This window comes from Caballeronia sp. 11_S32, assembly GCF_056930355.1.
This window is the reverse complement of record NZ_JBXOWH010000004.1, coordinates 127,687-153,392: the sequence shown is the minus strand read 5'-3', so window position 1 is coordinate 153,392 and position 25,706 is coordinate 127,687. Positions and strand designations below refer to the sequence as shown.

The 25,706-nt window shown below is 62.1% G+C and carries 24 protein-coding genes; 7 read left to right on the top strand and 17 right to left on the bottom strand.

The window, feature by feature from the left end:
• Positions 1-35 precede the first annotated feature (35 nt).
• Together AC1Z32_RS26750 and frc are read right to left on the bottom strand one after the other, a co-directional pair.
• Positions 36-2,243, bottom strand: coding sequence for an acetate--CoA ligase family protein (locus AC1Z32_RS26750; protein ID WP_483481862.1), 2,208 nt, complete (start codon positions 2,241-2,243; stop codon positions 36-38).
• 97 nt (positions 2,244-2,340) lie between these two features.
• Entirely contained in the window at positions 2,341-3,603 is a 1,263-nt protein-coding gene (gene frc / locus AC1Z32_RS26745) for a formyl-CoA transferase (RefSeq protein ID WP_483481861.1), read from the bottom strand.
• Positions 3,604-4,083: 480 nt separating this feature from the next.
• Here frc and sucC point away from each other — a divergent pair, with 480 nt between their 5' ends.
• Both sucC and sucD read left to right on the top strand, forming a co-directional pair.
• Complete coding sequence (sucC, locus tag AC1Z32_RS26740) at positions 4,084-5,283, top strand: ADP-forming succinate--CoA ligase subunit beta (protein ID WP_483481860.1); 1,200 nt, start codon at positions 4,084-4,086, stop codon at positions 5,281-5,283.
• Between the two features lie 13 nt (positions 5,284-5,296).
• Positions 5,297-6,169, top strand: a complete 873-nt coding sequence (gene sucD / locus AC1Z32_RS26735; protein WP_483481859.1) for a succinate--CoA ligase subunit alpha — start codon at positions 5,297-5,299, stop codon at positions 6,167-6,169.
• Between the two features lie 270 nt (positions 6,170-6,439).
• Here sucD and AC1Z32_RS26730 read toward each other — a convergent pair whose 3' ends face one another.
• The 6 genes from AC1Z32_RS26730 to AC1Z32_RS26705 form a co-directional block, all read right to left on the bottom strand.
• Positions 6,440-7,183 carry a GntR family transcriptional regulator gene (locus AC1Z32_RS26730; protein WP_483481858.1) on the bottom strand — a complete coding sequence of 248 codons (744 nt, stop codon included), beginning with the start codon at positions 7,181-7,183 and terminating at the stop codon, positions 6,440-6,442.
• Positions 7,173-7,394: a hypothetical protein gene (locus tag AC1Z32_RS26725; protein ID WP_483481857.1), complete on the bottom strand. Its 222-nt coding sequence runs from the start codon at positions 7,392-7,394 to the stop codon at positions 7,173-7,175. Before AC1Z32_RS26725 ends, AC1Z32_RS26730 begins: the two co-directional genes overlap by 11 nt.
• A 114-nt stretch (positions 7,395-7,508) precedes the next feature.
• On the bottom strand, positions 7,509-8,522 hold the full coding sequence (locus tag AC1Z32_RS26720) for a 2-dehydropantoate 2-reductase (protein ID WP_483481856.1): 1,014 nt from the start codon (positions 8,520-8,522) through the stop codon (positions 7,509-7,511).
• 162 nt (positions 8,523-8,684) lie between these two features.
• Positions 8,685-9,641: a LysR family transcriptional regulator gene (locus AC1Z32_RS26715; protein ID WP_483481855.1), complete on the bottom strand. Its 957-nt coding sequence runs from the start codon at positions 9,639-9,641 to the stop codon at positions 8,685-8,687.
• Between the two features lie 11 nt (positions 9,642-9,652).
• Complete coding sequence (oxlT, locus tag AC1Z32_RS26710) at positions 9,653-11,002, bottom strand: oxalate/formate MFS antiporter (RefSeq protein ID WP_483481854.1); 1,350 nt, start codon at positions 11,000-11,002, stop codon at positions 9,653-9,655.
• Positions 11,003-11,090: 88 nt separating this feature from the next.
• A complete protein-coding gene (locus AC1Z32_RS26705; RefSeq protein WP_483481853.1) occupies positions 11,091-11,339 on the bottom strand; it encodes a hypothetical protein in 249 nt (82 codons plus the stop codon).
• A 140-nt stretch (positions 11,340-11,479) separates the two neighbouring features.
• Between AC1Z32_RS26705 and AC1Z32_RS26700 the strand changes: the two genes are divergently transcribed.
• Together AC1Z32_RS26700 and AC1Z32_RS26695 are read left to right on the top strand one after the other, a co-directional pair.
• Positions 11,480-12,424 carry a LysR family transcriptional regulator gene (locus AC1Z32_RS26700; protein WP_483483319.1) on the top strand — a complete coding sequence of 315 codons (945 nt, stop codon included), beginning with the start codon at positions 11,480-11,482 and terminating at the stop codon, positions 12,422-12,424.
• A 97-nt stretch (positions 12,425-12,521) separates the two neighbouring features.
• Positions 12,522-12,860, top strand: a complete 339-nt coding sequence (locus tag AC1Z32_RS26695) for a hypothetical protein (RefSeq protein ID WP_483481852.1) — start codon at positions 12,522-12,524, stop codon at positions 12,858-12,860.
• Positions 12,861-12,965: 105 nt separating this feature from the next.
• Here AC1Z32_RS26695 and AC1Z32_RS26690 read toward each other — a convergent pair whose 3' ends face one another.
• Both AC1Z32_RS26690 and AC1Z32_RS26685 read right to left on the bottom strand, forming a co-directional pair.
• Positions 12,966-14,417 carry an aldehyde dehydrogenase family protein gene (locus AC1Z32_RS26690; RefSeq protein ID WP_483481851.1) on the bottom strand — a complete coding sequence of 484 codons (1,452 nt, stop codon included), beginning with the start codon at positions 14,415-14,417 and terminating at the stop codon, positions 12,966-12,968.
• Between the two features lie 213 nt (positions 14,418-14,630).
• On the bottom strand, positions 14,631-15,143 hold the full coding sequence (locus AC1Z32_RS26685; RefSeq protein ID WP_483481850.1) for an OmpA family protein: 513 nt from the start codon (positions 15,141-15,143) through the stop codon (positions 14,631-14,633).
• Positions 15,144-15,875: 732 nt separating this feature from the next.
• Here AC1Z32_RS26685 and AC1Z32_RS26680 point away from each other — a divergent pair.
• Positions 15,876-16,049 (top strand): hypothetical protein, encoded by a 174-nt coding sequence (locus tag AC1Z32_RS26680; RefSeq protein WP_483481849.1) that lies wholly within the window; start codon positions 15,876-15,878, stop codon positions 16,047-16,049.
• Between the two features lie 185 nt (positions 16,050-16,234).
• Positions 16,235-17,179, top strand: a complete 945-nt coding sequence (locus AC1Z32_RS26675) for a M23 family metallopeptidase (RefSeq protein WP_483481848.1) — start codon at positions 16,235-16,237, stop codon at positions 17,177-17,179.
• A 270-nt stretch (positions 17,180-17,449) separates the two neighbouring features.
• Here the strand turns inward: AC1Z32_RS26675 and AC1Z32_RS26670 are convergent, their stop codons facing one another.
• Positions 17,450-18,163: a type VI secretion system baseplate subunit TssF gene (locus AC1Z32_RS26670; protein ID WP_483481847.1), complete on the bottom strand. Its 714-nt coding sequence runs from the start codon at positions 18,161-18,163 to the stop codon at positions 17,450-17,452.
• A 301-nt stretch (positions 18,164-18,464) separates the two neighbouring features.
• Between AC1Z32_RS26670 and AC1Z32_RS26665 the strand changes: the two genes are divergently transcribed.
• Positions 18,465-18,689: a hypothetical protein gene (locus tag AC1Z32_RS26665; RefSeq protein ID WP_483481846.1), complete on the top strand. Its 225-nt coding sequence runs from the start codon at positions 18,465-18,467 to the stop codon at positions 18,687-18,689.
• A 223-nt stretch (positions 18,690-18,912) separates the two neighbouring features.
• On the opposite strand, the gene AC1Z32_RS26660 is transcribed toward AC1Z32_RS26665, so the two are convergent.
• The 6 genes from AC1Z32_RS26660 to AC1Z32_RS26635 all read right to left on the bottom strand — a co-directional run bounded on the left by AC1Z32_RS26660 (position 18,913) and on the right by AC1Z32_RS26635 (position 25,359).
• On the bottom strand, positions 18,913-19,383 hold the full coding sequence (locus AC1Z32_RS26660; RefSeq protein ID WP_483481845.1) for a hypothetical protein: 471 nt from the start codon (positions 19,381-19,383) through the stop codon (positions 18,913-18,915).
• 184 nt (positions 19,384-19,567) lie between these two features.
• A complete protein-coding gene (locus tag AC1Z32_RS26655) occupies positions 19,568-19,768 on the bottom strand; it encodes a hypothetical protein (RefSeq protein ID WP_483481844.1) in 201 nt (66 codons plus the stop codon).
• A 3-nt stretch (positions 19,769-19,771) separates the two neighbouring features.
• On the bottom strand, positions 19,772-20,176 hold the full coding sequence (locus AC1Z32_RS26650) for a hypothetical protein (RefSeq protein ID WP_483481843.1): 405 nt from the start codon (positions 20,174-20,176) through the stop codon (positions 19,772-19,774).
• A gap of 128 nt (positions 20,177-20,304) precedes the next feature.
• Positions 20,305-21,141, bottom strand: a complete 837-nt coding sequence (locus AC1Z32_RS26645) for a type VI secretion IcmF C-terminal domain-containing protein (RefSeq protein ID WP_483481842.1) — start codon at positions 21,139-21,141, stop codon at positions 20,305-20,307.
• Positions 21,099-23,123: an ImcF-related family protein gene (locus AC1Z32_RS26640; protein ID WP_483481841.1), complete on the bottom strand. Its 2,025-nt coding sequence runs from the start codon at positions 23,121-23,123 to the stop codon at positions 21,099-21,101. Before AC1Z32_RS26640 ends, AC1Z32_RS26645 begins: the two co-directional genes overlap by 43 nt.
• Positions 23,104-25,359 (bottom strand): type VI secretion system Vgr family protein, encoded by a 2,256-nt coding sequence (locus tag AC1Z32_RS26635; RefSeq protein WP_483481840.1) that lies wholly within the window; start codon positions 25,357-25,359, stop codon positions 23,104-23,106. The genes AC1Z32_RS26640 and AC1Z32_RS26635 overlap by 20 nt, the downstream gene beginning before the upstream one ends.
• Positions 25,360-25,706: the final 347 nt, after the last annotated feature.

Here is a 25,706-nt window from a genome sequence, read left to right as displayed (position 1 = left end):
GCGCTCTCGTCCCCTCCTCCATACTCCTTCTTACATCAGATCAAACCTGCGCCACGCGCCCACTTGTACTTCGCGCCGAGCACCGCGACGGGCAGTTCCGTCGAGTACGCGTAAGCGGGCACGCCATGCTCGTAAAGATACTCCGCCGCTTCCTCGACCTGAACATCGCCGGCAAGCGATGCCACGATCGGCTTCTCGATGCCCAGCGCCTTCATCTCCTCCTTCACTTCGATCACGAGCTTCGCGAAGACCATCGGCGGCGTGATGATCGTGTGCCAGTAGCCAAGAATGATCGAATGGATGCGATCGTCTTCGAGACCGAGGCGGATCGTGTTCTTGTATGTGCTCGGCGGCTCGCCACCAGTGATGTCGACCGGATTGCCCGCCGCGCCGAACGGCGGGATGAACTTGCGGAACGCGGCGTCGAGATCGTCGGGCATCGTCATGAGCGACAGGCCGTTGTCCACGCACGCATCCGACAGCAGCACGCCCGAGCCGCCCGCGCCCGTGATGATCACCGTGTTCTCGCCCTTCGGTGTCGGCAGCTTCGGAATGCCGCGCGCGAATTCGAGCAGGTCACGCAACGAGCGCGCGCGGATCACGCCGCATTGCTGGAACACGTCTTCGTAGATCTTGTCGTTGCCCGCGAGCGCGCCGGTGTGCGAGCTGGCCGCGCGCGCGCCGAGGCTCGTGCGCCCCGCCTTCAGCACCACGACCGGCTTTTTCTTCGACACGCGCTTCGCGGCTTCGGCGAACGAACGTCCGTCCTTCAGGTCCTCGCAGTGCTGCGCGATGATCTCGGTGTTGTCATCCTGCTCGAAGAACGTGAGCAGATCGTCTTCGTCGATATCGCTCTTGTTGCCGAGGCCGACGATCGCGGACACGCCCATCTTCGCCGAGCGCGAGAAGCCGATGATCGCCATGCCGATGCCGCCCGATTGCGACGACAGCGCGGCCTTGCCCTTCACGTCGTACGGCGTGCAGAACGTCGCGCAGAGGTTCTTCGGCGTGTAATAGAAGCCATAGATGTTCGGACCCATCATGCGGATGTCGTACTTGCGCGCGATCTGCACGATCTCTTCCTGGCCTTCGTGATTGCCCGTTTCCGCGAACCCCGACGGAATCAGCACCGCGCCCGGAATCTTCTTCTCGCCCACTTCGACGAGCGCCTGCGCGACGAACTTCGCCGGAATCGCGAACACGGCGACATCGATCACGCCGGGCACGTCCTTCACGCTCTTGTACGCCTTGCGGCCCATGATCTCGTCGGCTTTCGGGTGGATCGGATAGATCGCTCCCTGATAGCCGCCGTTGATGAGGTTCTTCATCACCGAGTTGCCGATCTTGCCGTCCTCGTTCGACGCGCCGATCACGGCAACAGCATCCGGCTTCATGATGCGGTTCATCTGCGCGACGATCTGCTCCTGCGTCGGGCGATAGCGCGGCGCGGCCGGCTCGAAGTCCATCACGATGCGCACGTCCGCGGCCACCGCGCCGCTCGGGCTCGCGAAGACCGGGTTCAGGTCCATCTCGGAGATCTGCGGGAAATCGTCGACGAGACGCGACACGCGCTCGATCAGCGTGATGAGCGCCTCGCGATTCACGGCTTCAGAGCCGCGCACGCCGCGCAGCACTTCGGCGGCCTGAATGCCGTCGAGCATCGACGCGGCTTCTTCGCGCGTGACGGGCGCGAGGCGGAACGTCACGTCCTTCAGCACTTCGACGAGCACGCCGCCGAGACCGAACGCGATCAGCTTGCCGAACGACGGATCGGTCACCGCGCCGATGATCACTTCCTGGCCCGCGCCGACCATCTGCTGAACCTGCACGCCAACGAGCGTCGCGTTCGGGTCGTACTTCTTCGCGTTCGAGATGATCGTGTCGAAGCCCGCGCGGACATCGGCCTCATTCTTCACGCCGACGAGCACGCCGCCCGCTTCGGTCTTGTGCAGGATTTCGGGCGAAACGATCTTCAGCACCACCGGAAAGCCGATGAACGACGCGAGCTTCGCGGCATCGTCCGCCGATTTGGCGACGCCTTCCTGCGGCACCGCGATGCCGTATGCATCGCAAATGAGCTTGCCTTCCGGCGCCGTGAGCGACGTGCGGCCTTCGGCCTTCACGCGATCAAAGACCTCGGCGACGCGGCGCTTGGCATCGGGCGCATGCAGCGGAACGGCTGGCGCTGCCTGGTTGGGAGAATTGGCTGATTCGCTGCGATCCTGGACAACCGTGCTGTTCATTTGGTGTGTCTCCGTTTTCAGGTGTCCGTCTTTTTGGACGTGACGATCCTCGCCGCCTCCTGTCGAGGCGGCGGGCGTGTTCGCGGTTCAGACAGGCTCAGATCGCGCCGAGGCTCTTCAGCGTGGCGATCTGGTCAGACGTGTAGCCGAGTTCGGCCATGACTTCATCCGTATGCTCGCCGAGCAGCGGCGAGCGCACGACTTCGGTCGGGCTGTCGGAGAGCTTGATCGGATTGCCGACCGTGAGGTACTTGCCGCGCACCGGATGATCCACTTCGACAATCGTGCCGGTCTTGCGCAGCGACGGCTCTTCGGCGATCTCCTTCATCGAAAGGATCGGGCCGCACGGAATGTCGTGCTTGTTGAGGATTTCCATCGCCTGGAACTTGGTCTTCGACATCGTCCAGCGCTCGATTTCATCGAAGATCTGCTTCAGATGCGGCAGACGCGCGTTCGGCGTCTTGTAGTCCGGATGATCGATCCATTCCTCCCGGCCGATCACCTTGCAGATTTCGCCCCACACCGGCGCCTGCGTGATGAAGTAGATGTACGCGTTCGGATCGGTTTCCCAGCCCTTGCACTTCAGGATCCAGCCCGGCTGGCCGCCGCCCGATGCATTGCCGGCGCGCGGCACCGCTTCGCCGAACGTGCCGTTCGGGTACTGCGGATATTCCTTCATCACGCCGGTGCGCTCGAGCCGCTGCTGGTCGCGCAGTTTCACGCGGCAGAGGTTGAGCACGCCGTCCTGCATCGCGGCGAGCACCTTCTGGCCGCGGCCGCTCGTGTTGCGCTGATACAGCGCCGTGACGATGCCGAGCGCGAGATGCAGGCCCGTGCCCGAATCGCCGATCTGCGCGCCGGTCACGACGGGCGGGCCGTCGTCGAAGCCGGTCGTCGAGGCCGCGCCGCCCGCGCATTGCGCGACGTTCTCATAGACCTTGCAGTCTTCGTACGGTCCCGGCCCGAAGCCCTTCACCGACGCAACGATCATCCGCGGATTCAGCTCCTGGATGCGCTCCCACGTGAAGCCCATGCGATCGAGCGCGCCCGGCGCGAAGTTCTCGACGAGCACGTCGCAATTCTTCACGAGCGTCTCGAGCACCTTCTTCCCTTCGGGATTCTTCGTATCGATGGTGATCGAGCGCTTGTTGTGGTTGAGCATCGTGAAGTAGAGGCTGTCGGCGTCGGGGATATCACGCAGTTGCTCCCGCGTGATGTCGCCCGCACCGGCGCGCTCCACCTTGATGACGTCCGCGCCGAACCACGCGAGCAGCTGCGTGCAGGTCGGTCCCGATTGAACGTGCGTGAAGTCCAGGATTCGCACGCCGTCAAGCGCCTTGCCAGAATTGTTCACCGTCATTGCTCGTCTCCGAAATCTTGCTTCCGCGTTTATAAGTTCGACGTTTATTCGTACATAGTCTGGGCCATCTGTCCGCGCGTACACAGTCGGGTCGACCCAGATGTTGATGACCGCGCTCTTGCCCCATCTCCGCGATCGACTCGCGCGCCCCGCCGCTCGCCGAGGTTCGCGTTGGTCGTTGTGATATACAATATTCCACACACAGTATTAGTCAACTGTATCCCGATCGGCGAAAACCCTGTGATGCGCTGCACGATGCGCCAGAACGCCCGATGCACAACGGATTCCGCTCACTTCGCGCTGCGCCGCATCAATCGCTGTAATCCTCCTTTCTCGATTAAATAGGTGCATAACGCGAGCGATAAGCAGCGGTCAAAAGTTTTTTGCACGCCGTGAAATGTGATATATCGTATTTCAGCGCGCCACGGATGACGCCTTTTTCTGGTCGCGCCATTCCCAAGAGAGGACACAGGAGACGCAATGAACATCCACGAATATCAAGCGAAGGCGCTGCTGCGAAAGTACGGCGTCGCGGTTCCGCATGGCCGCGTCGCTTTTTCCGCGCAGGAAGCCGCCGACGCGGCGAGCGCGCTGGGCGGCCCGGTCTGGGTCGTGAAGTCGCAGATTCACGCGGGCGGCCGCGGCGCCGGACGCTTTGCCAATGATCCCGATGGCAAGGGCGGCGTGCGCGTCGTGAAGTCGGTGGAAGACGTGCGCGAGAACGCGCAGAAGATGCTGAAGTCGGTGCTCGTGACCAAGCAGACGGGTCCGGCGGGCAAGGAAGTGAAGCGCCTCTATATCGAGGAAGGCTGCGATATCGCGCGCGAGCTGTATCTCGGCATGCTGGTCGACCGCGCGAGCTCACGCATCACCATCATGGCGTCGACCGAAGGCGGCATGGAGATCGAGGAAGTGGCGCATCGGACACCGGAGAAGATCCTCAAGGTCGCGATCGATCCCGCGACCGGCCTTCAGCCCTTCCACACGCGCCAGATCGCGTTCGGCCTCGGCCTCACCGGCAAACAGGTCGGCGCGGCGTCGAAGTTCATCACGGCGCTGTATCAGGCGTTCGTCGATCTGGACGCGTCCATCGTCGAAGTGAATCCGCTCGTGGTGACCGGTTCCGGCGATGTCATGGCGCTCGACGCCAAGCTCAATTTCGACGACAACGCGCTCTATCGTCACCCGGACATCGAAGCGCTGCGCGACGAGGACGAGGAAGATCCCGCCGAAATCGAAGCGGCGAAGCACGGCCTCAACTATGTGAAGCTCGACGGCAACATCGGCTGCATGGTGAACGGCGCGGGCCTCGCGATGGCCACGATGGACATCATCAAGCTCTACGGCAGCGAGCCGGCGAACTTTCTCGACGTCGGCGGCGGCGCAACGCAAGAGCGCGTCGCGACCGCGTTCAAGCTGATCCTGCGCGATCCGAAAGTGCAAGGGATTCTCGTCAATATCTTCGGCGGAATCATGCGCTGCGACGTGATCGCGCAAGGCGTCGTCGCGGCCGCGCGCGAAGTCGATCTGCGCGTGCCGCTCGTCGTGCGCCTGGCCGGCACCAACGTCGATGCGGGCCGCGAAATCCTGCGCACGTCCGGCCTCGCCATCATCCCCGCCGAAAACCTCGCCGATGCCGCCGACAAGATCGTCAGCGCCGTCGCCGCCGCACGTCACTGAAAAGGAAGCCGACATGAGCGTTTTGATCGACAGGAACACGAAGGTCATCTGCCAGGGCTTCACCGGCGCGCAGGGCACGTTTCACTCGGAGCAGGCGATCGCGTACGGCACGCGCATGGTCGGCGGCGTGACGCCGGGCAAAGGCGGCACGACGCATCTCGACTTGCCCGTGTTCGACACCGTCGCCGATGCGGTCGCGAAAACCGGCGCGGACGCATCCGTCATCTACGTGCCGCCGCCCTTCGCCGCCGATGCGATTCTCGAAGCCATCGACGCCGAAGTGCCGTTCATCGTCTGCATAACGGAAGGCATTCCGGTGCTCGACATGCTGCGCGTCAAGCGCGCGCTCGCCGGCTCGGGCAGCCGGCTCGTCGGGCCAAACTGTCCGGGCGTCATCACGCCGGGGCAATGCAAGATCGGCATCATGCCGGGGCATATTCACCAGCCGGGGAAGATCGGCGTCGTGTCGCGCTCGGGCACGCTCACGTATGAAGCCGTCGCGCAGACGACCGCGGCCGGGCTCGGGCAGACGACGTGCATCGGCATCGGCGGCGATCCCGTGAACGGCACGAACTTCATCGACTGCCTCTCGCTCTTTCTGGAGGACGACGCGACCGAAGGCATCATCATGATCGGCGAGATCGGGGGATCGGCAGAGGAGGAAGCGGCGCAGTTCCTCAAGGATGCGAAGACGAAGAAACCGGTCGTCGGTTTCATCGCGGGCACGACCGCGCCGCCGGGACGCCGCATGGGCCACGCGGGCGCGATCATCTCGGGCGGTTCGGGCACCGCGAGCGCGAAGATCGACGCGATGAAGTCAGCGGGCATTCATGTGGCGGATTCGCCCGCCGCGCTCGGCGAAACGATGGTGCGCGCGATGCGCTAAGCGTCGGTTAGCAGGCAAGCGGATGCGGCGCAATTCACAATGCCGCATCCATTTATTACGATTTAATTACAAAAGAGCTTAAACTGGCGGGTCGATCTCAACCTCGTTCGACGGAGCCGCCATGATCCGCCTGTTCTACGCCGCCGTCGCCGCGCTGTTTTTCTCGATGACCATCGAGCAGGCGCTCGCGGCAGCCGTTATGTAAGTCAGAACGAAAAAGGCCACACGGCGAACGCCGCGTGGCCTTTTTTGCTGCACTGCAATCCGAACTCAGTCCAGAAAGTCGCAATTTGCCTCGACGAACGCCGCCAGGTCGAGCGAATGCTGCTTCACGAGCCGCTCGACCAATTCCGTATCGCGCTGCTCGAGCGCCTCGATGATGCGCATGTGATCGACGATCGAGCGCGACGCCCGGTCGCTCTGCGAGATCGTCATCTTTCGAATGGCGCGCACGTGCACAAAGATGTTCTTGATCGTCTCGAAGATGATCTCCGATTTCGACAAGCGCACGATCGCGGAATGGAACGCGATGTTCGCGTCCGAATATTCGTCGATATGCTCGGCGGGCGTCGAATCGCGGAAGTTGTCGAACATATGGCGCAACTGGGCGATTTCCTCGTCCGATGCGCGCTGCGTCGCGAGCCGCGCCGCCATGCTCTCCAGCGCCGCCCACATATGGATCATCTCGACGATCTCGCGCTTGGTCTTGCGCAAGATATAGACGCCGCGCCGCGGCACCGTGCGCAGAAAGCCTTCCTGCTCGAGAAGCGTCATGGCCTCGCGGATTGGCGTGCGGGAGACGCCGAGCGCTTCGGTCAGCTCTTTCTCGTCGAGACGGATTTCCTCCCGCGAGCGGTAGATGTCCGCTTCGGCGATCGCCTGCCGCAGTTTCGCGTACGCCTGATCGCGCAGCGAAACCGTGGCATTGATCGGTTCCAGCGAAAGCGTCAGTCCGCTCTGACGAACTTCGGGGCGAACTTCCGGCCGGTCTACGGATTGAGTATCAGATGGCATTGATGGCTTGATTTCCCAAGTGCGGACGGCCAGCGTGCACACGCTTGCCCGAACCGCCGTTCTGGTCATCCGCCGCGAGACCGGCGAAGCGACCGTGATCCTGTGCGCGCTGCAGCATGCTCTGCGGCACCGACGACGCAATCATAAATGTAACACCCACACCCACGGCAACCAGCGCGAATCCGACAACAACCAACAGGGCGATGCTCATCTCAGGCTCCAGTTAAATCACTCAAGAGCCCTCAGTATATGCTGCATCGCAACAGCGCGCAACATATTTTGAATCTTGTATATCAGAAACAACGCTGGTCCCTTCGTCTGCAGTTTAGGCGGCTTTTTGCGATTGCGGGAGCGGCAACGCCTTCGCCGTGCCCTGGTTCACGCCCTCACGCAGCTTGATCAATGCGAGAACCGCATCGAGCATCGGCGTTCCGACGTTCACCAGGCGGCCGATTTCCTGCACGACGGTCATCAAGGGATCGATTTCCATCGGCCGTCCGGCTTCGCAGTCCATCAGCATCGATGTTTTGTGAGCACCTACCGCGCCCGCGCCGTTGATGCGCCGCTCCACGTCGACGCGGAAATTCACGCCGATCTTGTCGCCGATGGCCTTCGCTTCCAGCATCATCGCCTTCGAAAGCGCGCGCGTGCCGGGATCGCTCGTGAGGACGTCGAGCGTCGCGCCGGTCAGCGCGCTGATCGGGTTGAAGCACAGATTGCCCCAGAGCTTCAGCCAGATTTCATCGCGGATGTTGTCGCGCATCGGCGCCTCCATGTCCGCCTTCGCCATGAGGTCGTGCAGCGCCTGCAAACGCGGCGTGATCTCGCCGCTCGGCTCGCCGATCGGGAATTTCTTGCCGTAGTGATGCTCGATGACGCCCGGCTCCGCGATCTCCGCCGCCGGCAGCAGCACGCAGCCTATCGCCCGCTCCGGCCCGAACACGTCCCATTGCCGGCCGCCCGGATCAACGCTCTGCAGCTTCGTGCCTTCCAGCTCGCCGCCGTGCTTGTAGAAGTACCAGTACGGCAGACCGTTGACGGCCGTGACGATCGCCGTCTCGGGGCCGAGCAGCGGGGGGATCAGATCGACGACGCCCGGAATCGAATGCGCCTTCAGAGCGATGATCACGTAATCCTGCGGACCAAGCTCGGCAGGGTTGTTCGTGCAGCGGACCTTGACGGTGTGCTCCTCGCCGTCGATGCGCAGCTTGACGCCGTTCGCCTGCATGGCCGCGAGATGCGGCCCGCGCGCGACGAAACTGACGTCCGCACCGGCTCGCGCCAGTTGTGCGCCCATATAGCCGCCGATCGCGCCGGCGCCGTACACGCAGATTTTCATGGTTCGTCTCCTGAGGGTTGTAGCCTTAAAGCTTTCTGATATACAAGATACTACATTCCGTATTGAGCGAGAACAAGGCGAATCGTGCGCTTCCGGACGAGCGAAAACCCGCATGCGCGATACCGCGCTGCGGGCTTTGCCAATGGATCGGAAAGGCGTCGCTCAGGCCTCGACGGCCTGGCTCGTGATGAGAGTATGCGACGAGGCCGCGATGATGTGTGACCAGACGCTGGCCGCGCTGGCGCGCAACGCGCGGCTCTTGCGCCGCACGAGCATGATCGTGCGCGAGGCGTCCGGCACGAGCGGGATGAAGCGCGTCCGGGCGCTGTCGCATGCGGCGCGCGCGTGCATCGGCAGGATGCCGACGCCGAGCCCCGCTTCGGCCATGCGCGCGACCGCCGCCGGCTGCGTGAGCCTTTGGCGCACCGCGCCGGTCACGCCGTGCAGCGCGAGCGCGGCTTCGATGGCGCCGAGGCTGCCGGTGTCGTCATCGAGAAGGAGGAGCGGCGTGCCGCGCAACTGCTGCCAGTCGATGCGCGCCGCCGCATTCAGACGATGCGACGCGCCGACGACCGCCGCGAGTCCATCGGCGAAAAGCGGCTCGGCGGCGAGTTCATCGAGATTGTCCGGCGCCACGACGACGCCCAGTTCCGCCTCGCCCGAACGCACGAGCTGCAGCACCGCGTTCTGCGGCCGGTCCATCACGACGACCGTGATATCCGGCAGCCGTTCATGACACGAGGCGAGCATCGCCGGCAGCACGCTCGCGGTGAGACCGCAACTGCTCGCGAGGTTCACGACGCCGGGCTCGCCGCCCTCCTGCGCGCGCGGCCGGAGCGTCGCCTCCAGTTCCTCGACGAGCGGCGCGATGCGCGCGAGCAGCTTGCGGCCGGTTTCGGTGAGCGCGACTTGGCGCGTGGTGCGATCGAAGAGCCGCAGCGCGATTTCGTCTTCGAGTTCGCGGATGCTGCGGCTGACCGCGGATTGCGTGATGCCGAATTCGTCGCCCGCGCGCGTGAAGCTGCGATGCCGCGCGAGGGTGACGAACAGCCTCAACTGATGCAGCGATACGCTGAGCGACGGCGCGGCATGCGCGTTCCTGTTCGGTTGATCGCGCATGCCGTGCTTCCTTACTGCACCGTGTTGCGCGATGCGTCCCAACCCGCCTGGAACGACGCGTTGGCCGACGACGACTCGGCGGACGTCTCTGCCACCGTGTTCTCGATCCAGCGCTTCCTCATCGGCGCGAGGACGAACTTCGCGCACAGGCCCGCCGCGATCGACGTGATCGCGGTCGCGATGAACACCGCGTTCCACGAACCGATCGACGCGAGCACCGAAGCGAGCGGCACCAGCATCGACGCCGTGCCCTTCGCCGTGTACAGCGTGCCGGCGTTGGCGGCGGCGTACTTGCTGCCGAAGGTATCGGCGCAGGTCGCCGGGAAGATCGAGAAGATCTCGCCCCAGCAGAGGAAGGTCATCGCCGCGAACAGCATGAACAGATACGGGTTGTGGCCGAACTCCATCAGCCCGAGCAAGGCCACGCCTTCGCCGAGAAAGATGATGAACATCGTGTTCTCGCGGCCGATCTTGTCGGAGATGAAACCGCACAGCGGACGCGTGAAGCCGTTGCACAGGTTGTCGATGGAGAGCGTCATCGCGAGCAGCGGCAGCGTCACGCCGAGGATGTTCACCGGCATCTTCGCGAAGCCGTACTCCTTGGCGATCGGCCCGAACTGCGCGGTCGCGATCACGCCGCCCGCCGCGACGAACACGAACATCAGATACAGCACCCAGAAGAGCGGCGAGCGCACCATCTGTCCGGTCGTGTAGTCGACCTTCGTCGACACGATGCGCTTGGCCGGCACGATATCCTTCGGCGGATTCGGGCGCACGAGCAGCAGCGCGAGCACGAAGATGCACACGCCCTGCAGAATGCCGAAGAACATGAACGCGTGCTCGTAGCCGGAGCTCTGAATCATGTTGGAAATCGGAATGACCGTGACCGCCGCGCCCGCGCCGAAGCCCGCCGCCGTCAGACCGGCCGCGAGACCGCGCTTGTCCGGGAACCACTTGAGCGCCGTGCCGACACAGGTGCCGTACACGCAGCCCGCGCCGATACCCGCGATCACCGCCGCAATGTAGAGATGCATGAGGCTGGTCGCGTGGGCATCGATGACCCAGCCGATCGCCGCGCAGATCGAACCGCCGATGACGACCGGTCTCGGCCCGAATTTATCGACGAGCCAGCCCTCCACGGGCACGAGCCACGTTTCAGTGACGATGAAGATGGTGAAGGCCGTTTGAATCGCCGCTTGCCCCCAATGATGTTTCGCATCCATTGGAACGACGAATAGCGTCCATGCGTACTGCAGGTTGGCGACGAGCCCCATGCATAGGATGCCCACCGCTAGCTGAATCCATCTGTTGTGATGACGCCCGTGCGAATGCCCGGACACAACCGTGTCTGCGCTTGCCATGTCTGTCTCCGTTATGTGTTCTTAGCGCTCGTACGGCGCTTGAGGTACTGCGAGAAGCCGGCGCGGTGCGTCGGCGGCGAGCGGTCGGTCAGGGGAAATGCTCCGTCCAGGCGGCATGGGCGTGAGGCCGCTTGTCGTGCTTGGCGCGCTGGTCGCGCGGGAGGAAGTGGGCGATCGATTCGCACATCCGGCGTACATCCGCGTCAGGCGATCGACGAATCATTTCAAGCGATTCCCAATAGAGTCCGGATGGTTGAGCGGCCTTTGCAGGCTTCGTGTACTGCGGGGTGATGCTCGAGTGCCGCGCGGAAAGCCGGCTCATGCCCGGGTCCAGCATGGTCGTTCGTGCTATCCGCAACTGTCCGCCTTACAACAAACGGGGACGTGAAAGCATCGTGGAGGAGAAAAACGATTAAGGAAAGTTAGAAAAAATTATTGTATAAATTAGCTATCGTTAATGGATGAGGGACTGCTGTGCTGCGCAACGCCACCCTGCGTCAACTGAAGATCTTCGAAACCGTGGCCCGGCGATTGAGTTTTTCCCGCGCCGCCGAGGAGCTCTACCTCACGCAGCCCGCGGTCTCGACGCAGGTGAAGCAGCTGGAAGAGCATGCCGGCTTGCCTCTCTTCGAGCAATTGGGCAAAAGAATCTACCTCACTCCGGCCGGAAATGAAATGCTCCATTACAGCCGTGCCATCCTGGAGCAGTTCCGCGAAGCGGACGACGCCATGGCACGCCTCAAGGGCATCTCGGGTGGAACGCTCAATGTCGCGGTGATCAGCGCGGGCGACTATTTCTTTCCCCGTCTCCTTGCAGCATTCACGCGGCGTAATACCGATGTAAGGCTCAACCTCGCCGTGCATAACCGCGAGGAATTGCTGCATCAGCTTTCCGATAACCTGACCGACCTCGCCGTGATGGTGCGGCCGCCGCGCGACATGGATACCGTGAACGTATCCTTCGCGCCTCATCCGTACGTGATCGTCGCGCCGCCGGACCATCCGCTCGTCGGGCGCAAGGACGTTCCGCTCGAAGCGCTTGCCGACGAGCCGTTCATCGTCCGCGAGCGCGGCTCAGATACCTGGAATTCGATGGAGGAAGGTTTCGCCGGACGCCTTACGAATCTCAACGTCGCGATGGAAATCACCAGCACGGAGACGATCAAGCAGGCGGTCATCGCCGGCATGGGTCTCAGCTTTCTGTCCGCGCACACGATCAGCATGGAGCTGCAGGTCGGCAAGCTCGCGGTGCTCGACATCGAGGGTTTTCCCGTGATGCTCAACTGGTTCGTCGTGCATCGGAACAACAAGCGGCTGCCCCCGGTGGCGCTCGCGTTCAAGCAATTCCTGATCGAGGAAGGCGCCGCGCAGATCGAGGCGATCACACAGATCGTCGCGAAGACGGGTAAACCCAATGCATAACGCTTACTGAATAAATAACCGAAAAAAGTTTAACTATCGTATATGGATCGGCTTTTCTATCCTGCATTCATGCCCCTCGGCCATACAGGAGACGATCATGATCCATGCAACGCACGGCGATGAACGCGAAGTACAGGCGCAAGTCTGCGCATTCAATACCGCTTTCGAAGAGCTCGACCTGATGTTCCGCTGGGACGCGCAAACCTGGCGCTCGCTCGCGTCGGCGGATAGCGACTACGGGAAGATCGCGCAGTACATCGAATCGCAATGTCCGCATCTGTTGAAGGCGTACAGCGCGGAATTTCTTTGCCAGGCGATCGTCGAGCGGAAGAATTCCACGATCGAAGCGTGCCGGCAAAACACGGTTCAGTACGAAGACAGCACGCAGCGGGCGCGGCTTTGGCGGGCGCGCAACCAGGAAACGGCGCGCGTCTGAGGTTTCACTATTACTGATGCGGGCGGTCCGGGAAATCCGGACCGCCCTTCTGCCTTTATAAGACGTTCATACGACGCACCGCGGTTGCCCGCGGCGCCTTCGATGTCAGGGCGTCAGGGCGACCCACACCGCCTTCGGCTCGGTGAAGTTCTCGATGGCGACATCGCCATGTTCGCGGCCGAAGCCTGAATCGCCTCCGCCGCCCCACGGAAGACGCACATCCGTGAAGCCGTAGGTATTCACCCAGACCGTGCCCGCCTTCAGTTCCGCGGCCATGCGATGCACGCGGCCGATATCCGCGCTCCACACGCCCGCCGCGAGACTGTATGCGGTGCCGTTGGCGATGCGCAGGGCGTCGGCTTCATCGTCGAAGGGAATCACGCTCGCGACCGGCCCGAAGATCTCTTCCTGCGAGATGCGCATCTCGTGCTCGACCTTCGCGAAGACAGTCGGCTCGACGAAATAACCGCGCTCGCCCGAACGCCTGCCGCCCGTCACGAGCGATGCGCCCTCGCCTTTGCCGATGTCCACGAAATCCAGCACGCTCTTCATCTGCTTGGCGGAGATGAGCGGGCCCATGTTGGTCTCTCGCTTTGACGGATCGCCGAGCTTGATCGTCTGCGCGCGCTGGGCGAGGCGTTCGACCACTTCGTCGTAGACCGCGCGCTGGGCGAGAATGCGCGAGCCCGCCGAGCAGACCTGTCCCGCATTGAAGAAGATGCCGGAGGCCGCCGCGCGCACGGCGCTGTCGACGTTCGCGTCCGCGAAAATCACATTGGCCGACTTGCCGCCGAGCTCCAGCGTGACGCGCTTGAAGTTGCCCGCCGCGCCCTGCAGGATGCCGCGCCCGACCGACGGCGAACCGGTGAACGTCACCTTGTCGACGCCCGGATGCGCGACGAGCGAATCGCCGACGACCGAGCCCTTGCCCGTCACGATATTGAGCACGCCAGGCGGCACGCCCGCCTCGAGCGCGAGCCGTCCGACCATCAGCGCGGAGAGCGGCGTGATCTCGGCGGGTTTCACGATCAGCGTGCAGCCGCACGCGAGCGCGGGCGCGATCTTCCACATGCCGATCATCAACGGGAAGTTCCAAGGCACGATCGCTGCGACAACGCCGACCGGCTCGCGCACGGTATACGTGAGCGCGTCGGGACGCGCGGGCACGACCTGGCCGTTGATCTTGTCACACCAGCCGGCGTAGTACGTGAGGGTATCGATGGCGGCGGGCACGTCCTGGCGCTGCACGCCGGCGATCGGCTTGCCCGCATCGAGGCTTTCGAGCGCCGCGAGTTCTTCCTGGTTTTCGCGCAGCAGCTCGGCCAGTTTCATCAGGATGCGGCCGCGCTCGGCGGCCCGGATCGCGTTCCACGGCTTGAGCGCGGCGCGCGCGGCCAGCACGGCGCGGTCCACATCGGCGGAGGTGCCCTGCGCCACGCGCGCGATCGGGTTCTCGGTTGCAGGGTCGAGGTTCGTGGAGTAATCGCCGCCGCTCGGCGGGACGAACTCGCCGTTGATCAGCAATTCATAGCGCTTCAGATCCGTCGTGCTGTCCATGTCTCGCTCCATGTGCTTTTCAGAACCACTTCATGTTGAGGCAGAAAAAGCATCCACGAAAGCAAAACATTCTTATCGTACATATAGGGCGGGATGTATGGTCGGATATAGCGGATCGGTGGCGGGTCGGGATCCGAAGGCCGATCATGCCGCGGCCACGCATGGCACGTCCGCACGCGCTTCGACGGACGTGCCCGGGGGCGACGACGCGCGTCAGCGCTTTGCCTTGCCCATGATCGTATCGAGCGATTCGCCGACCACGACGATCTCCGTGCGGCGGTTCTTCGCCTGCCCCTCTGGCGTATCGTTGCTGGCCGCCGGGCGATCGTAAGAAAAGCCCTTGGTGGTGAGGCGTGACGCCGCGATGCCGCGCCGTTCCAGCGCGCTCGCGACCGTCTGTGCGCGGGTCTCGGACAGCGCCTGGTTGTGTTCGTGCGTGCCGGTGTTGTCGGTATGGCCCTCCACGATCACGGACTTCGCGCTTCGCTTGAGCAGCACGACCGCACGCTGGATCGCCACGGCGGAATCGCCGCGCAAAGCCGATTGGTCGACATCGAACAACACGCGATCGGGCAGGCGCACCTGCACACCGTCTTTGGTCTGCGTCACTTCGATGCCGACTTGCTGGTTCAGTGCGACCTCGTGGTCGCGATTGGGCCCGGTGGCGCAGGCGGCCAATAGGGAAACCGAAAGCGCACACGCGGCGAGAGAAAGGAATTGCTTCATGTTTTTACCTGCCTTGTTGTTGATGAAGGTCCGAGACTGGGAAAGCGCCCCGCGAGCGGAGTAATGCAGTCAGGCAGCTCGGACGTGCCCGGTTCGAGAGCAGCCCAGCAGCGGTTTGTGAGGCCGAGCTCCACTCGCCTTTGCGCTCTTCAGCGCGTCGGCTAACTGCTGGCGCGCGTGCCTGACGGGCTTCGGCTTCGCGCCCTCGCACGCGAGCCGGTTCCGTTGTACCGGAATCTTCAGCGGATCTGTGTCTTTCCGTTGCTTCTCCACGCGTCGCAACGCTTGCGCTTCGCGCGCCACCATGATGATAGGCATGCTAACTATTTTATAGTCGACGGGGCTGTTTCTCTCCGTGCCCCTGCATGCCGCTCGACTTTCCCCGGCGGTGTCCCTGGGCGTCTCCAAGTATCCCCGAAACCAGAGGCAACACGCCTGCGAGCACATTCAACGCGTTGGCCGACTGCGCGAGCGAAGCACGCAGACGTTCGCTTCCGCTTCACCGCTGGTTGCCTGGTGCGCCTGAACAGCCGCTCGCGCGCGGCGCTACAGCGTTAGCGCGCCTTAACGCAAGTGGCGGGCGGCCGAGTGTTTAAGGATCCGCGCACCGGCAAACCTTGGCACAGCGGGGAAGCGTTTCAACGAAACGAGTGGGCGCGCATTTCGAATGCGTCTCGGGTCCGCTACTTCGGTCCCTGCAACATGCAACATTCCTTCGGGACGAGCATGCTGATGGCCGGCATGACGCCCGTGCTCTGCGCGCGGCAAACCGTCCACACGGCCGAGATGTTCCTGCGTACCTACGCGAAGCGGATCGACGGCAGCCTAAACAATCTCGCGATGGCGCGGCTGGAGACCGCATCATCTAATCAAGAAGTGGCCTTGGCGCATCGTCGCGGCGGATGACAACCGTTTCATCAAAGCGAGGCAATTGAGAGCACCCCTCAACCAGCGACTTTTGTCGTGAAGGTAAACACTCTATTTCGGCTTCTACGCGCGCTCATCTCAAATTTATCTGATTTCTCCGATATGCCGGCATCTGCCCGCACTCTTACCATCTCAAAGTTGTCACGGGTTGTCGGGAGGTAAGGATGGCTTCAGTGTTCTCGCGTTCGAGAAGCGATGCGTACATCGTCATGCGGCGTGGCGCAATTCGCAACACCATCCTCAGGACTGCGTGTTCGACAGTCGCGGTCGCATTGGCCGTAGGTTTCGCTTTGGGGCACTACGGTATCCAAATCACCCAGACGCCGCGCGTGTACCACGAGCCTGAGCGGTCTTCCATCGTCGCCCCTTACACGGCAGACGAATTTGCGCGCCTGCAGGCCGCCAACGCCTCGCTGGATGCGCGGGTCGAGCGGCTCTCCACACAACTCAATACCCTCAGCGCGTTCGACCAGCGCCTGCGCGCACCATCGCTGCACGCCATCGCCACCAGGACGGCGGCGTCAGCGCGCGCGTCCTATAGCGACGCCGAGGGCGGCCCCGAACTGCCGCCCCGGCCTTGCCAAACCGCCGGTGGGTTGTCAAAGCCGCAAGCTATCCGCGCCGAACTCGACTGCCTCTCGACAACGCTTAGCGCGGTGGAACGGGGTGTGGCACAGCACGAGGCGGCGTGGAACGCCTTCCCCGGCCGTCGCCCGCTCGGGCCCGGACGCATCGGTTCACCGTTTGGCAACCGCGCCGACCCGTTCACGCACCGGCTGAGCTTCCATCCGGGCGTGGACCTGGTTGCCCCAACGGGCACCCCTATCCTCGCCGCCGGCGCCGGCCGCGTAATCTACGCCGGGCCGAAGCCCGGCTATGGCAACACCGTCGAAATCGATCACGGCAATGGCTTTATCACGCGCTATGCTCACGCCTCGAAGATCGAGGTGCATCTCGGACGGACGGTGCAGCCGGGCGAGACGATCGCCGAGGTCGGCTCGACAGGTCGTTCAACCGGTCCACACCTGCATTTCGAGGTACGCGTGGATAACAGGCCAGTCAACCCCGCTGACTATCTCGCGCTATTTGCGAACGCCTCCGACGCTTAACGCCCGGGGCGGGCGAGTGTGCGTGCTGAGCGTAAGCGAAATCTGTTGCAGGTTGAGGGCGTAGTCCTGTGGTTTCGCATCGTGATTGCGCTGTCGGCGAGCATCTGCGCGCGCAGCGTCGGCTATCGCTGCCTTCGCGGCCAGTAGCGTCGGTGGCGCTACTGTAACGATGCCAATGTACACATCGCGGCCCACTGCCATCAGTCGCACCGGATCGGTCGTTTAACGCAAGGCCAACGCAGGTCGCGCATCGCATGATCCGTGCGGTCATCAGAACGGCGCTCCGGCGTGCTCCATGCGTGGATAGATGATCTCCTTGCCATCGACATGAAGCACCAGTCGCATGGAATGATGGAAGTTCGCGTAATGACCGACGAAGCCGCTGAGCACGTCGCCGAACAGGATGACATCGCCCGGGCCGTCGAGCGCCTTCGCATCGAGCTGCACATGCATGCGAGCTTCCCGGTGCAGGTACGCGCGCTGCAGCACCTCATGCTCGACTAACCACACGCGCTGGATCGCCTCGATGCGCCGCTCGATGCGGTCATCGACTGCCCAGTCGTAAAGGTCCAGCACCTCGCGCAGCGCGGGCGCGCCGCCCATCCGGATCATGGTCAACTCGTTCGCGCCGCCTGCCGCGTAGTGACCGAGCACGCGCCAGTCGTATTCCGGATGGTGCCGTGGCGGGTAGTACGGCAAGGTCGGCGCGCTCAGGTTGCGCACCGACGCGATGCCGGTGAAACCCGACACCGTCTCGGTGATCGTCGCCTCGGCAAGCGCCATGCGGGGCAGACGGCCGTTGTGGACGAGGGCACGCACCGTCAGGTGCCGGTCCGGGCCGATGGGCTTCTCCTCTCTGGCATCGTCATCCGCGCCTTGCTTTTCCCATAGCTGGCCCGAGAGCGTCACCCAGAGTTCGCGTCCCGACACGCCGAAGCGCGTCGAGGAATGGAAATAACGGAAGTGCGCGATAGGTCGAGTCATTCCAGACGTATCGCAACCGAGGAAGCGCCCGCCACTGTGCGGGCGCTTCTTTTTTTGGGAGACGTTCGAGCTTCGGCATGAGCTTGGGCCGCAACGTCGTCCGCGCCCGCCTGGCACTTCGGTGGACCGCGAGAGAACTCGCCGCCGAGACGGTGAGCGACGACCCTGTGCACCTCGAAAAAGCTTATCGCACCGTCGCGCAGATCGAGGCACGTGGGCAGCGACAACCAGACTGTGTCCAACACACACACAACTGCTTCCTGCGCTCGCGCAGGCTCTTCGGGTTGCTCCGACTCGCCTCGTGTACGACGATCTCACCTTGCACACGGACGTTGAGATCATCAAGCTTCGCGCGGCGTATGGGCAAAGCCGTCCCTTCGATGAATCGCAGCCAATCGGAGACCAGCTCGAGGCAGCCGATCCGTTCCAGCGCGGCATTTTTTGTCTAGCTATGGCGAGTTACAAGACGAACGAGCAGCTCTTGGAACCAAAGCTCTTCTTACTCTCGCAAAACTCGTCTTCCTAGGCTTTGAATCTGCAATGGCAGCCGCCACGTGGGGCTTTCGTGTTTAACGGCAGCACTGCGAAAAGAACCGAGTGCAACGCAATGACGCCCTCAACCCCTCGAAGTCCCATTACACTCGTTTAAGCGCCTTCTTTGAACGCTCAAGGTTCGTGCACAGCGGACGACAGCACCCTCTGAGCACAAGTTGCGGCATCGTCGACCGGACATGCCCCAACCGGCACTCTCACTCCAATTGGTGGCGCGTCGTCACGTACACGTCCGACCAGCAACGCCCACCACTGCCGGCCGCGATCTCAAGCATCTTCTCGATCCCCAGCCGGCGGCGCTCCCGATAGCATCGCATGCACCGGTGCTTTTTCGCAGTAGTTGGTAGCGACATCCATTCATGTCCCTTCGCGCAACGCCAGCGCAATGGCAGACGCTGGTTTTCATAGCTCACGGATAAGCACTTACCACCATGCTCGGCCGCCAACGCCTGCATCATCTCGATGGTGTCTCGCCTTAGCTCGTGACGACCATGCCAGCTCCATATTCCATTCTTGATATGTCTGAACGTCGTGTGCCAGCGATGGCCTGCCGCGCACTCGAACTCGAGCGGTGTGATGGCGTTGATGTATTCACTCGGCAGGCATCGCCCGCCCTGCACGGCGACCGCACGCTGGACATCGTCCAGGGACAGACGCCGGTTTTGCACCGCGCACGCGTTGCATCATGAGCCATACTTCTTGACATCACTTGGAAGCGCGAACCACCGGTGCGCTTCGGCACATTCCCATTCCAGCCGCGTATGGTTGTTGACGTATTGCGCAGACAGGAAGCGGCCTCCGCGTGCAGTTGCAATCGCGTGCATCGCTTCGATCGTCAGAGGTCGCATCCCTTCACCCCGGTTGCCGCAGGCTGCAAATGACCAGCGTGTTGAGCGTGAGCGAGATCTGCTGCAGATCGAAAGCGTAATCTTGCAGCTGCGCGTTGCTCGGCACCGGTTTGTCGGCGTCGCCCCGAGCGGCTGCAGCCAGCAATAACGCATCGGTGGCCATCGACACATAGTCTGACATCGTGTTCGCGCTGTCGGCGAGCATCAGCTAGCGCAGCATCGGTGACGCGGCATTTGGAACGACGCCGATCTGCCCGGTCGCGCGTTCGAGATAGCGTCCGGCCCGCCAAACATGGTAGAGCGGCTTCCGAAAAGTCACCACGCCATCGGGGATGACTGCGGTGTTCTCGCGCGCAAACGCGGCGGCATCGCTCACGGGCACTTTCGGCAGTTTCGCCGTCAAGGTGAGTAGCGCTTTCGAAATAGCGGCGGGGCCGGTTGTGCGCAGCTGCTGGCAGGTCCGCGCCGCCTCGGCAGCGATAGGCAGTGTCATTGCCGTCGTCGGTCCGGTCTTCAGCACGGGCGCCACGGTCGCCATCGCCACTTGCACGGTCAGCACGACGGACAACAAGGCCGTAGTAGCAATACGTTTTTGCAAGATTCTCACCGGCACTCCATGTCGATTCCGTATGGCGGCCCGCCAGGATCTGTCTCTCAACTCGTCAGGCTTCTTAGATCATTCGGCGTTTCGTTCGATGCATTGAACGCGGCGTGCAGAAGCAGCTTAATAGCGAACACGCTTCATAGCCCGCCACGACCGCTTGGCAACGGCGTCTCCGCCTGCTTCGCCGCTTCGATCGTTGCCTTGGGCAATGGCGGCGGGCCATCGGCTAGCTTGCCGCCCTTGACCGGCGAGTCACGCTTCAAGAACACGCGCGATGGCAACGTGAAGCCGCGCAGGTCCAGAAGTTCCAGCGGTCCCTTGCCGACATCGGTTCGCATCATGTAGCTCAAGGGATGCGTGACGTCCGCCGATGCCACCGCCGATGGACCGTGCGCTGTGAGCGCGTCCTGATCGGCGTCGTCGCTCGACTTAGGCTTGAATCGCGTGTCTTCGAATTGCGGTGTGGCTTGCCACGTCAGCTGATACGTCGCCGTGTCGATCGGTTCGATGTGCGCACGCTCCAGCATTCTCACGAACGCCCAGCGTCCGTTGAACTCGAAGCGCTTGTTGGTGCCCGCTGTCTCGGTTTGCCATTCGAGACGCGTGCCGGCGCTTTGCGGATCGCTCGTCGGCCACGCCATGCCGCTCCATGTCTCGACCTGGTTGTAGTAATGCAGCTTCTGCGCGTCGATGGTGAGCAGCGTATCGACAATGCCCGGCGTCGGAACTGGTTTGAGATCGAACCGGTAGGACGGCTCGCCTTGTGCCAGCAGATGTCCGCCGATGCGCTGCAGCACGTTGATCGCCTTCAGGAACGCCGGATCGACCGCGCGCGCGGCACTGCCCGAACCGCTCGCAGCCGACACGGGCACCCACTGATCGCCTTGCAATTGCAGCACGCCGGCCATTTGCGTCGTCAGGAACGTATCGATCAAACCGCCTTGCGGGCGCAGGAAACGCGCGAGTTCGGGCAACGACGCGTCGTTCGTCGTGTTGGCGAACGGATACTCGCAGAAACGTTTGCGTTCGATTGCGCAACGAGCCGCAAGACCGGTCCGAACGATGCGCCCAGCGGCCCGGCAGGATCGGGCTTCGCCGCTTGCGGCGTCTCGTCCTTCTTGCCGAACATGCTCTGCGCCTTGCCGACGATCGTGTCAGAGAGCGAATCGCGTTGCGCGCCAGCGCCGCCTTGATACTCGAGCGACTTCATCAGCGCGATCGTCGGCGACTGACGCGCATCGGCGATGAGCTTCAATTGACCGATCGCGGCGGGCAGCGTCGACGCGGCGTCGCATCGGAGGCTGTTCATGAAGCTCTGCCAGTGCTCGGTGTAGTCGGCGAAGTAGCGCGCGCGCAGCGCTGCACGCAACGCTTCGGGCGACTGTGCCTTGGTGGCTGCATTGGTCTGCCCCGCGCCGGCGTTGCCGAGCACCCAGTCGCCCGCGATGCCGTTGTGTTTGGCGGCATCATCGATGGTGGCTTCGATCGAACCTTCCCACGCCTGGCGCGTGAATACGCCCGGCACCGTGGCCGAGGCGCGGAACACGCCGCGCGTATCCGTGCCGGCGGTTAGGGACGCTAGCGTCTGGTCGGGATATTTGTGACCGACGGCGGCAAGCACGCCCTGATAGATCGTGTCCTCGGAGTTCTTTACACCGATCACGGCCAGCAAGGTCTGACGGCTGGTGCCGACGAGTTCCTCGCGTGGCTGAATGCGCCAGTCCGGATGCGCTTTGAGGTGATCGGCCCAGAAGCTGAGCAGGTGCTGCGAGAGGTCCATCTTCTCGCCAGCCGTGAGACTGGCGGATGTGTTCCAGTACGTCGAAAGCTGCTGCGACAGGAACGTCGCGTCGGCGTGGTCCGGCTCGGCCATCATGAGGTAGGTCTTGAGCGCGCTTTGGCCGTCTTGCACCACCTTCGTGACTTGATCGTCGAGTTCGGTCGTCGGCATCTGGCTCAGATCGACCAGACGGCCTTCGATGTCTTGCTGCACGGGTGCGGTGAGCAACTCGCGGCTTGCACGGGCGTACGGTATCCACAGCGCATCCAGCACTTCGCGGTCGTGATTCAGTCCGAAGCGCGAGAACAGCGGTGCGTGGTTCTCGACCCGGTGTTCATAGAATCCGATGCGCTCCTGCAACGCACGCAACGCGCGCAGACGAGTGGATATATCCGGAGCGCGTTCGAGCCTATTCAACGCTTCGTTCGTCAGCACCATCTGGTGCGCATTGTGGATACCCGATGCGGCCATGCCTGCGCCCCAGAGGCCGAGGACGCATAGCGCGAGCGTTGAGAGCACCGTGATCGGGTGAAAGCCGACCCGGCGGCCGGATACTCCCTCCGTGTCTTTCCCGATGTAGCACCACAATCGATGATTAGCGTTCACAAAAGCAAGCGGGTCAGCCCGTAAACTTACAAAAGGCCGCGATGTGAAATAGATGCCTCGTAATCGCACTCGATTTGGTCGCGCCTCTCTAATACTTGCGATGTGCGCGGCCAAGGGTGCAATGCGCTGGTCCAAATAACGCGATAGTTCGGCCAAGTAGCGATCACGCTTGTTCAGTCCGAGTCGCAATATGCCGGCGCTCGCCAACTGGTCTCGCAATTCGAAAAGCCGATGACTGGCGCCGACAATATCCGAATCATTCGAGAACTCGCAGCCAAATACCGCCGATCCCGTGTCACCACTCGGGAAAATCGAATCGATGTTGATTAAATAGACCGGAGGGGCCCAGTTCAATACATCTGTCGTTCGGGCAATCTTAAATCGTGCGGCCTTGGATAAGCGTCCGTCCGAGACGTGCGCTTGTGAATCGCTATCAAGTAACACAACGATCCCGTCTAACGGACGCCCCCTCCTCAATTTCTTCAACTGACGCAACCATGCAACGTCGGCTCTGCCGTCGCTCAACTCTCGATCCCAGATGAGAACGACGTCATCGGTTAGAACTTCCAACGGAATCAATATCCCACGAAGCGCATTTCTCGAGAATATCGCCAGACGTACCGTTCTCGATACGATTACCGTTAATTTTGATGTACGAGCCGCCCGCACCGATCCATACTTCTTCTTTGGCAGTGAGAATAAGCTTGCCGTTGGTGCTGGTTACAGTGACGTTCTTGAGTGCCGTAAGTGCGAGCTCGTCTGACTGAGCTTGTATATCCACTTTCCCTTTGCTCGCGAAGAGCTTAATGCCGAGTTTGCCCGCAAAAAGGCTGATGAGCTCTCCTGCAGCCAGCGTAAACTTGCGCATAGCCCCAACATCGACGTTCGCGCCCGCGGTTAGCGTGAGGTTGCTTCCGGCACTTTGTTGGATAGTCTCGGGCGACGTAAGGGCAATCGACGCGCTTGCTGACAACAGCATCACCGCTTGCTGCAGATCTTTAATTTGATCCTGCAGCACGTCATTCATAGCCTTGGCATCCGCTGCGTCGGCTTGGGCAGCCTGAGCGGCCTGCGCCAGCATATTCATCTGCGATTGCGCTGCGCCAAGTTGTTGAAGCGCTTCTCGCATATCCAGCTGTGCGCTGGTAGCATTAGGGCGATCGTTAGACGAGAAGAAAAGACCGCCGCCTGCGCGGAGTGCTCCTTGAGCCGACGTCCGAAGCTCAAAACCTTCCCCTCGGCGTTCGAGATTTGAATCAACGAGATACCCGAGATTCAACTGCGACTTGCCCGAATGCTCCGTGCTGAGCTTGATGCCTTCCTGACCCTTCCAGTCCTCCATCCGAAGTTTGTTGTTGCTTTGAGTCCGGATGGTGTTTCTCGACAGCCAGCGACGATCGTTCGTGACCAAATCGACCGCTTGGCTGTGGTGATGGAACCCGCTGATATAGGGCTTGTCCGGATCCCCATCGCGAAATTCGACGGTGGCCTCGTCATTGTCCAGCGCGGGGAAGTGCATCCCCGTCTGCAACTTGCCGGCGAACGGTTTAGCCAGCCGCAACGGCACGCTCTCGCCGCCCTTGGGCCAATTCGCGAAGTCCAAATCGAAGCGAACGACGTAATATCCGGCGGCGGTCAAATACGAATATTGGTACGAGTCCGGACTCGTGACTCGGGCGCTGAGTGTTCCCGCGATCTTGGGCCACTTATCCGATTCAAGCTTCAGCCTAAAGCGCCGGTCAGCCGGAATCGCCTTGAAGCTATTGACGTAGTTCTTGCCACGCCCGCCACTGTGTCGAACTTCGATGACGACCAAGCCATCGGGCGCGTCATCCAGTTCTTCGTCGGTGTAGAACACGCGACCGACCTGCAACGCGTGCTTCGTGCTGCTGCCATCGAACACGACCTGCCAGGCGATCGCCGCCTCGTGATGAAGCTGCGCCTGCCATTGAGCCCCTTGTTGGTCAAGATGCCCGGTCCCATAGATGTAAGGCGTCCCGTACGTCGTTTCGTCCTGGGGCGCGATGTTCGCTTCATCTTTGAAGCGTTCGTAAGCCTTATTTTCGTTATACTCGGCGACCGTGAAGGATTTCGGTACCGTCGTCGAGTGAATCGAGAGTTCGGAGATCGACTCGATGGGCGCGTTCAGCCCTGAGACGGGTCGCATCGGCAGTACGAGCTTGTCGTCGTAGATGTAGTGATCGATGTCATCCCCGACGACGATCATGTCCCCGTGCTCGGTTTCCTGCGTATAGCAATACAACCCTTCCTTTTCCATGAGCATATGGAAATAGTCGAAGTCGTCCTGCTGATACTGGAACCGGAACGCGTACTGCGGATGCTGACGACGCAGCTTGAACGTGATAAGGTGCGCCGGAATGCCGTGACCACGCAGCAGCGCCTCCAGGATTTCCGGCACGGTTTGATGCTGGTAAATTCTGGACTGCCTGATGCCCTGGAGCCTAGCCAGGTGAGATTTCACTACAACGCGATACAACGTGAAGTCGGCTGTGGTCTTCACCGTGGTGAACGACGCGATGAACCCGGAGAACCGTCGAGGCTCGCCGCCCTGCGGCGCCATCAGGAACGTCGCATCGCGATTCAGGAAATGCTTGCGCGAAATGCGCAGCGGATGCGTCAGTTCGATCTCGATCTGCACAGGCTCGCCCATGCGCTCGATGGCATCCCAGTCACCGACCGAAAACGCACTCGCCTGCTCGACACCGGGAACGTCCAGAAAACACTGTTGCTGGCCGGGACGCAATTCCCCCTCGGCGAGCGTCAACCCATCTTCCATCAAGCCCATTTGACAGGCTCTCCTTTATTTGCAGTGCTATCGAAGCTCGCCACTCGATGAACGAGAGCAAGCGTTGAAAGCCGTTCTGCGCGCCTTGGCGCCTGGTTAGCCGCCTTCCGCGCCTTATTGGGGTTGCAACATATCCGGGCCGGATAGATTATGGAAGGCGTTAGACCAACAATTCAGACAAATCCTTGTTTAAGGTCTTGCGTTCTCAAGATTCAACAATCTTCAGCCTTCAGGTGTGCTATAGGTTGCCGAGGAAGAATCGGAATCTGAGCGAGCATCGTCATAACTCGATGACTGCTATTAAGCAATCAAACGGCGTGCGATCTATCAACAAGGAGCGAACGGAC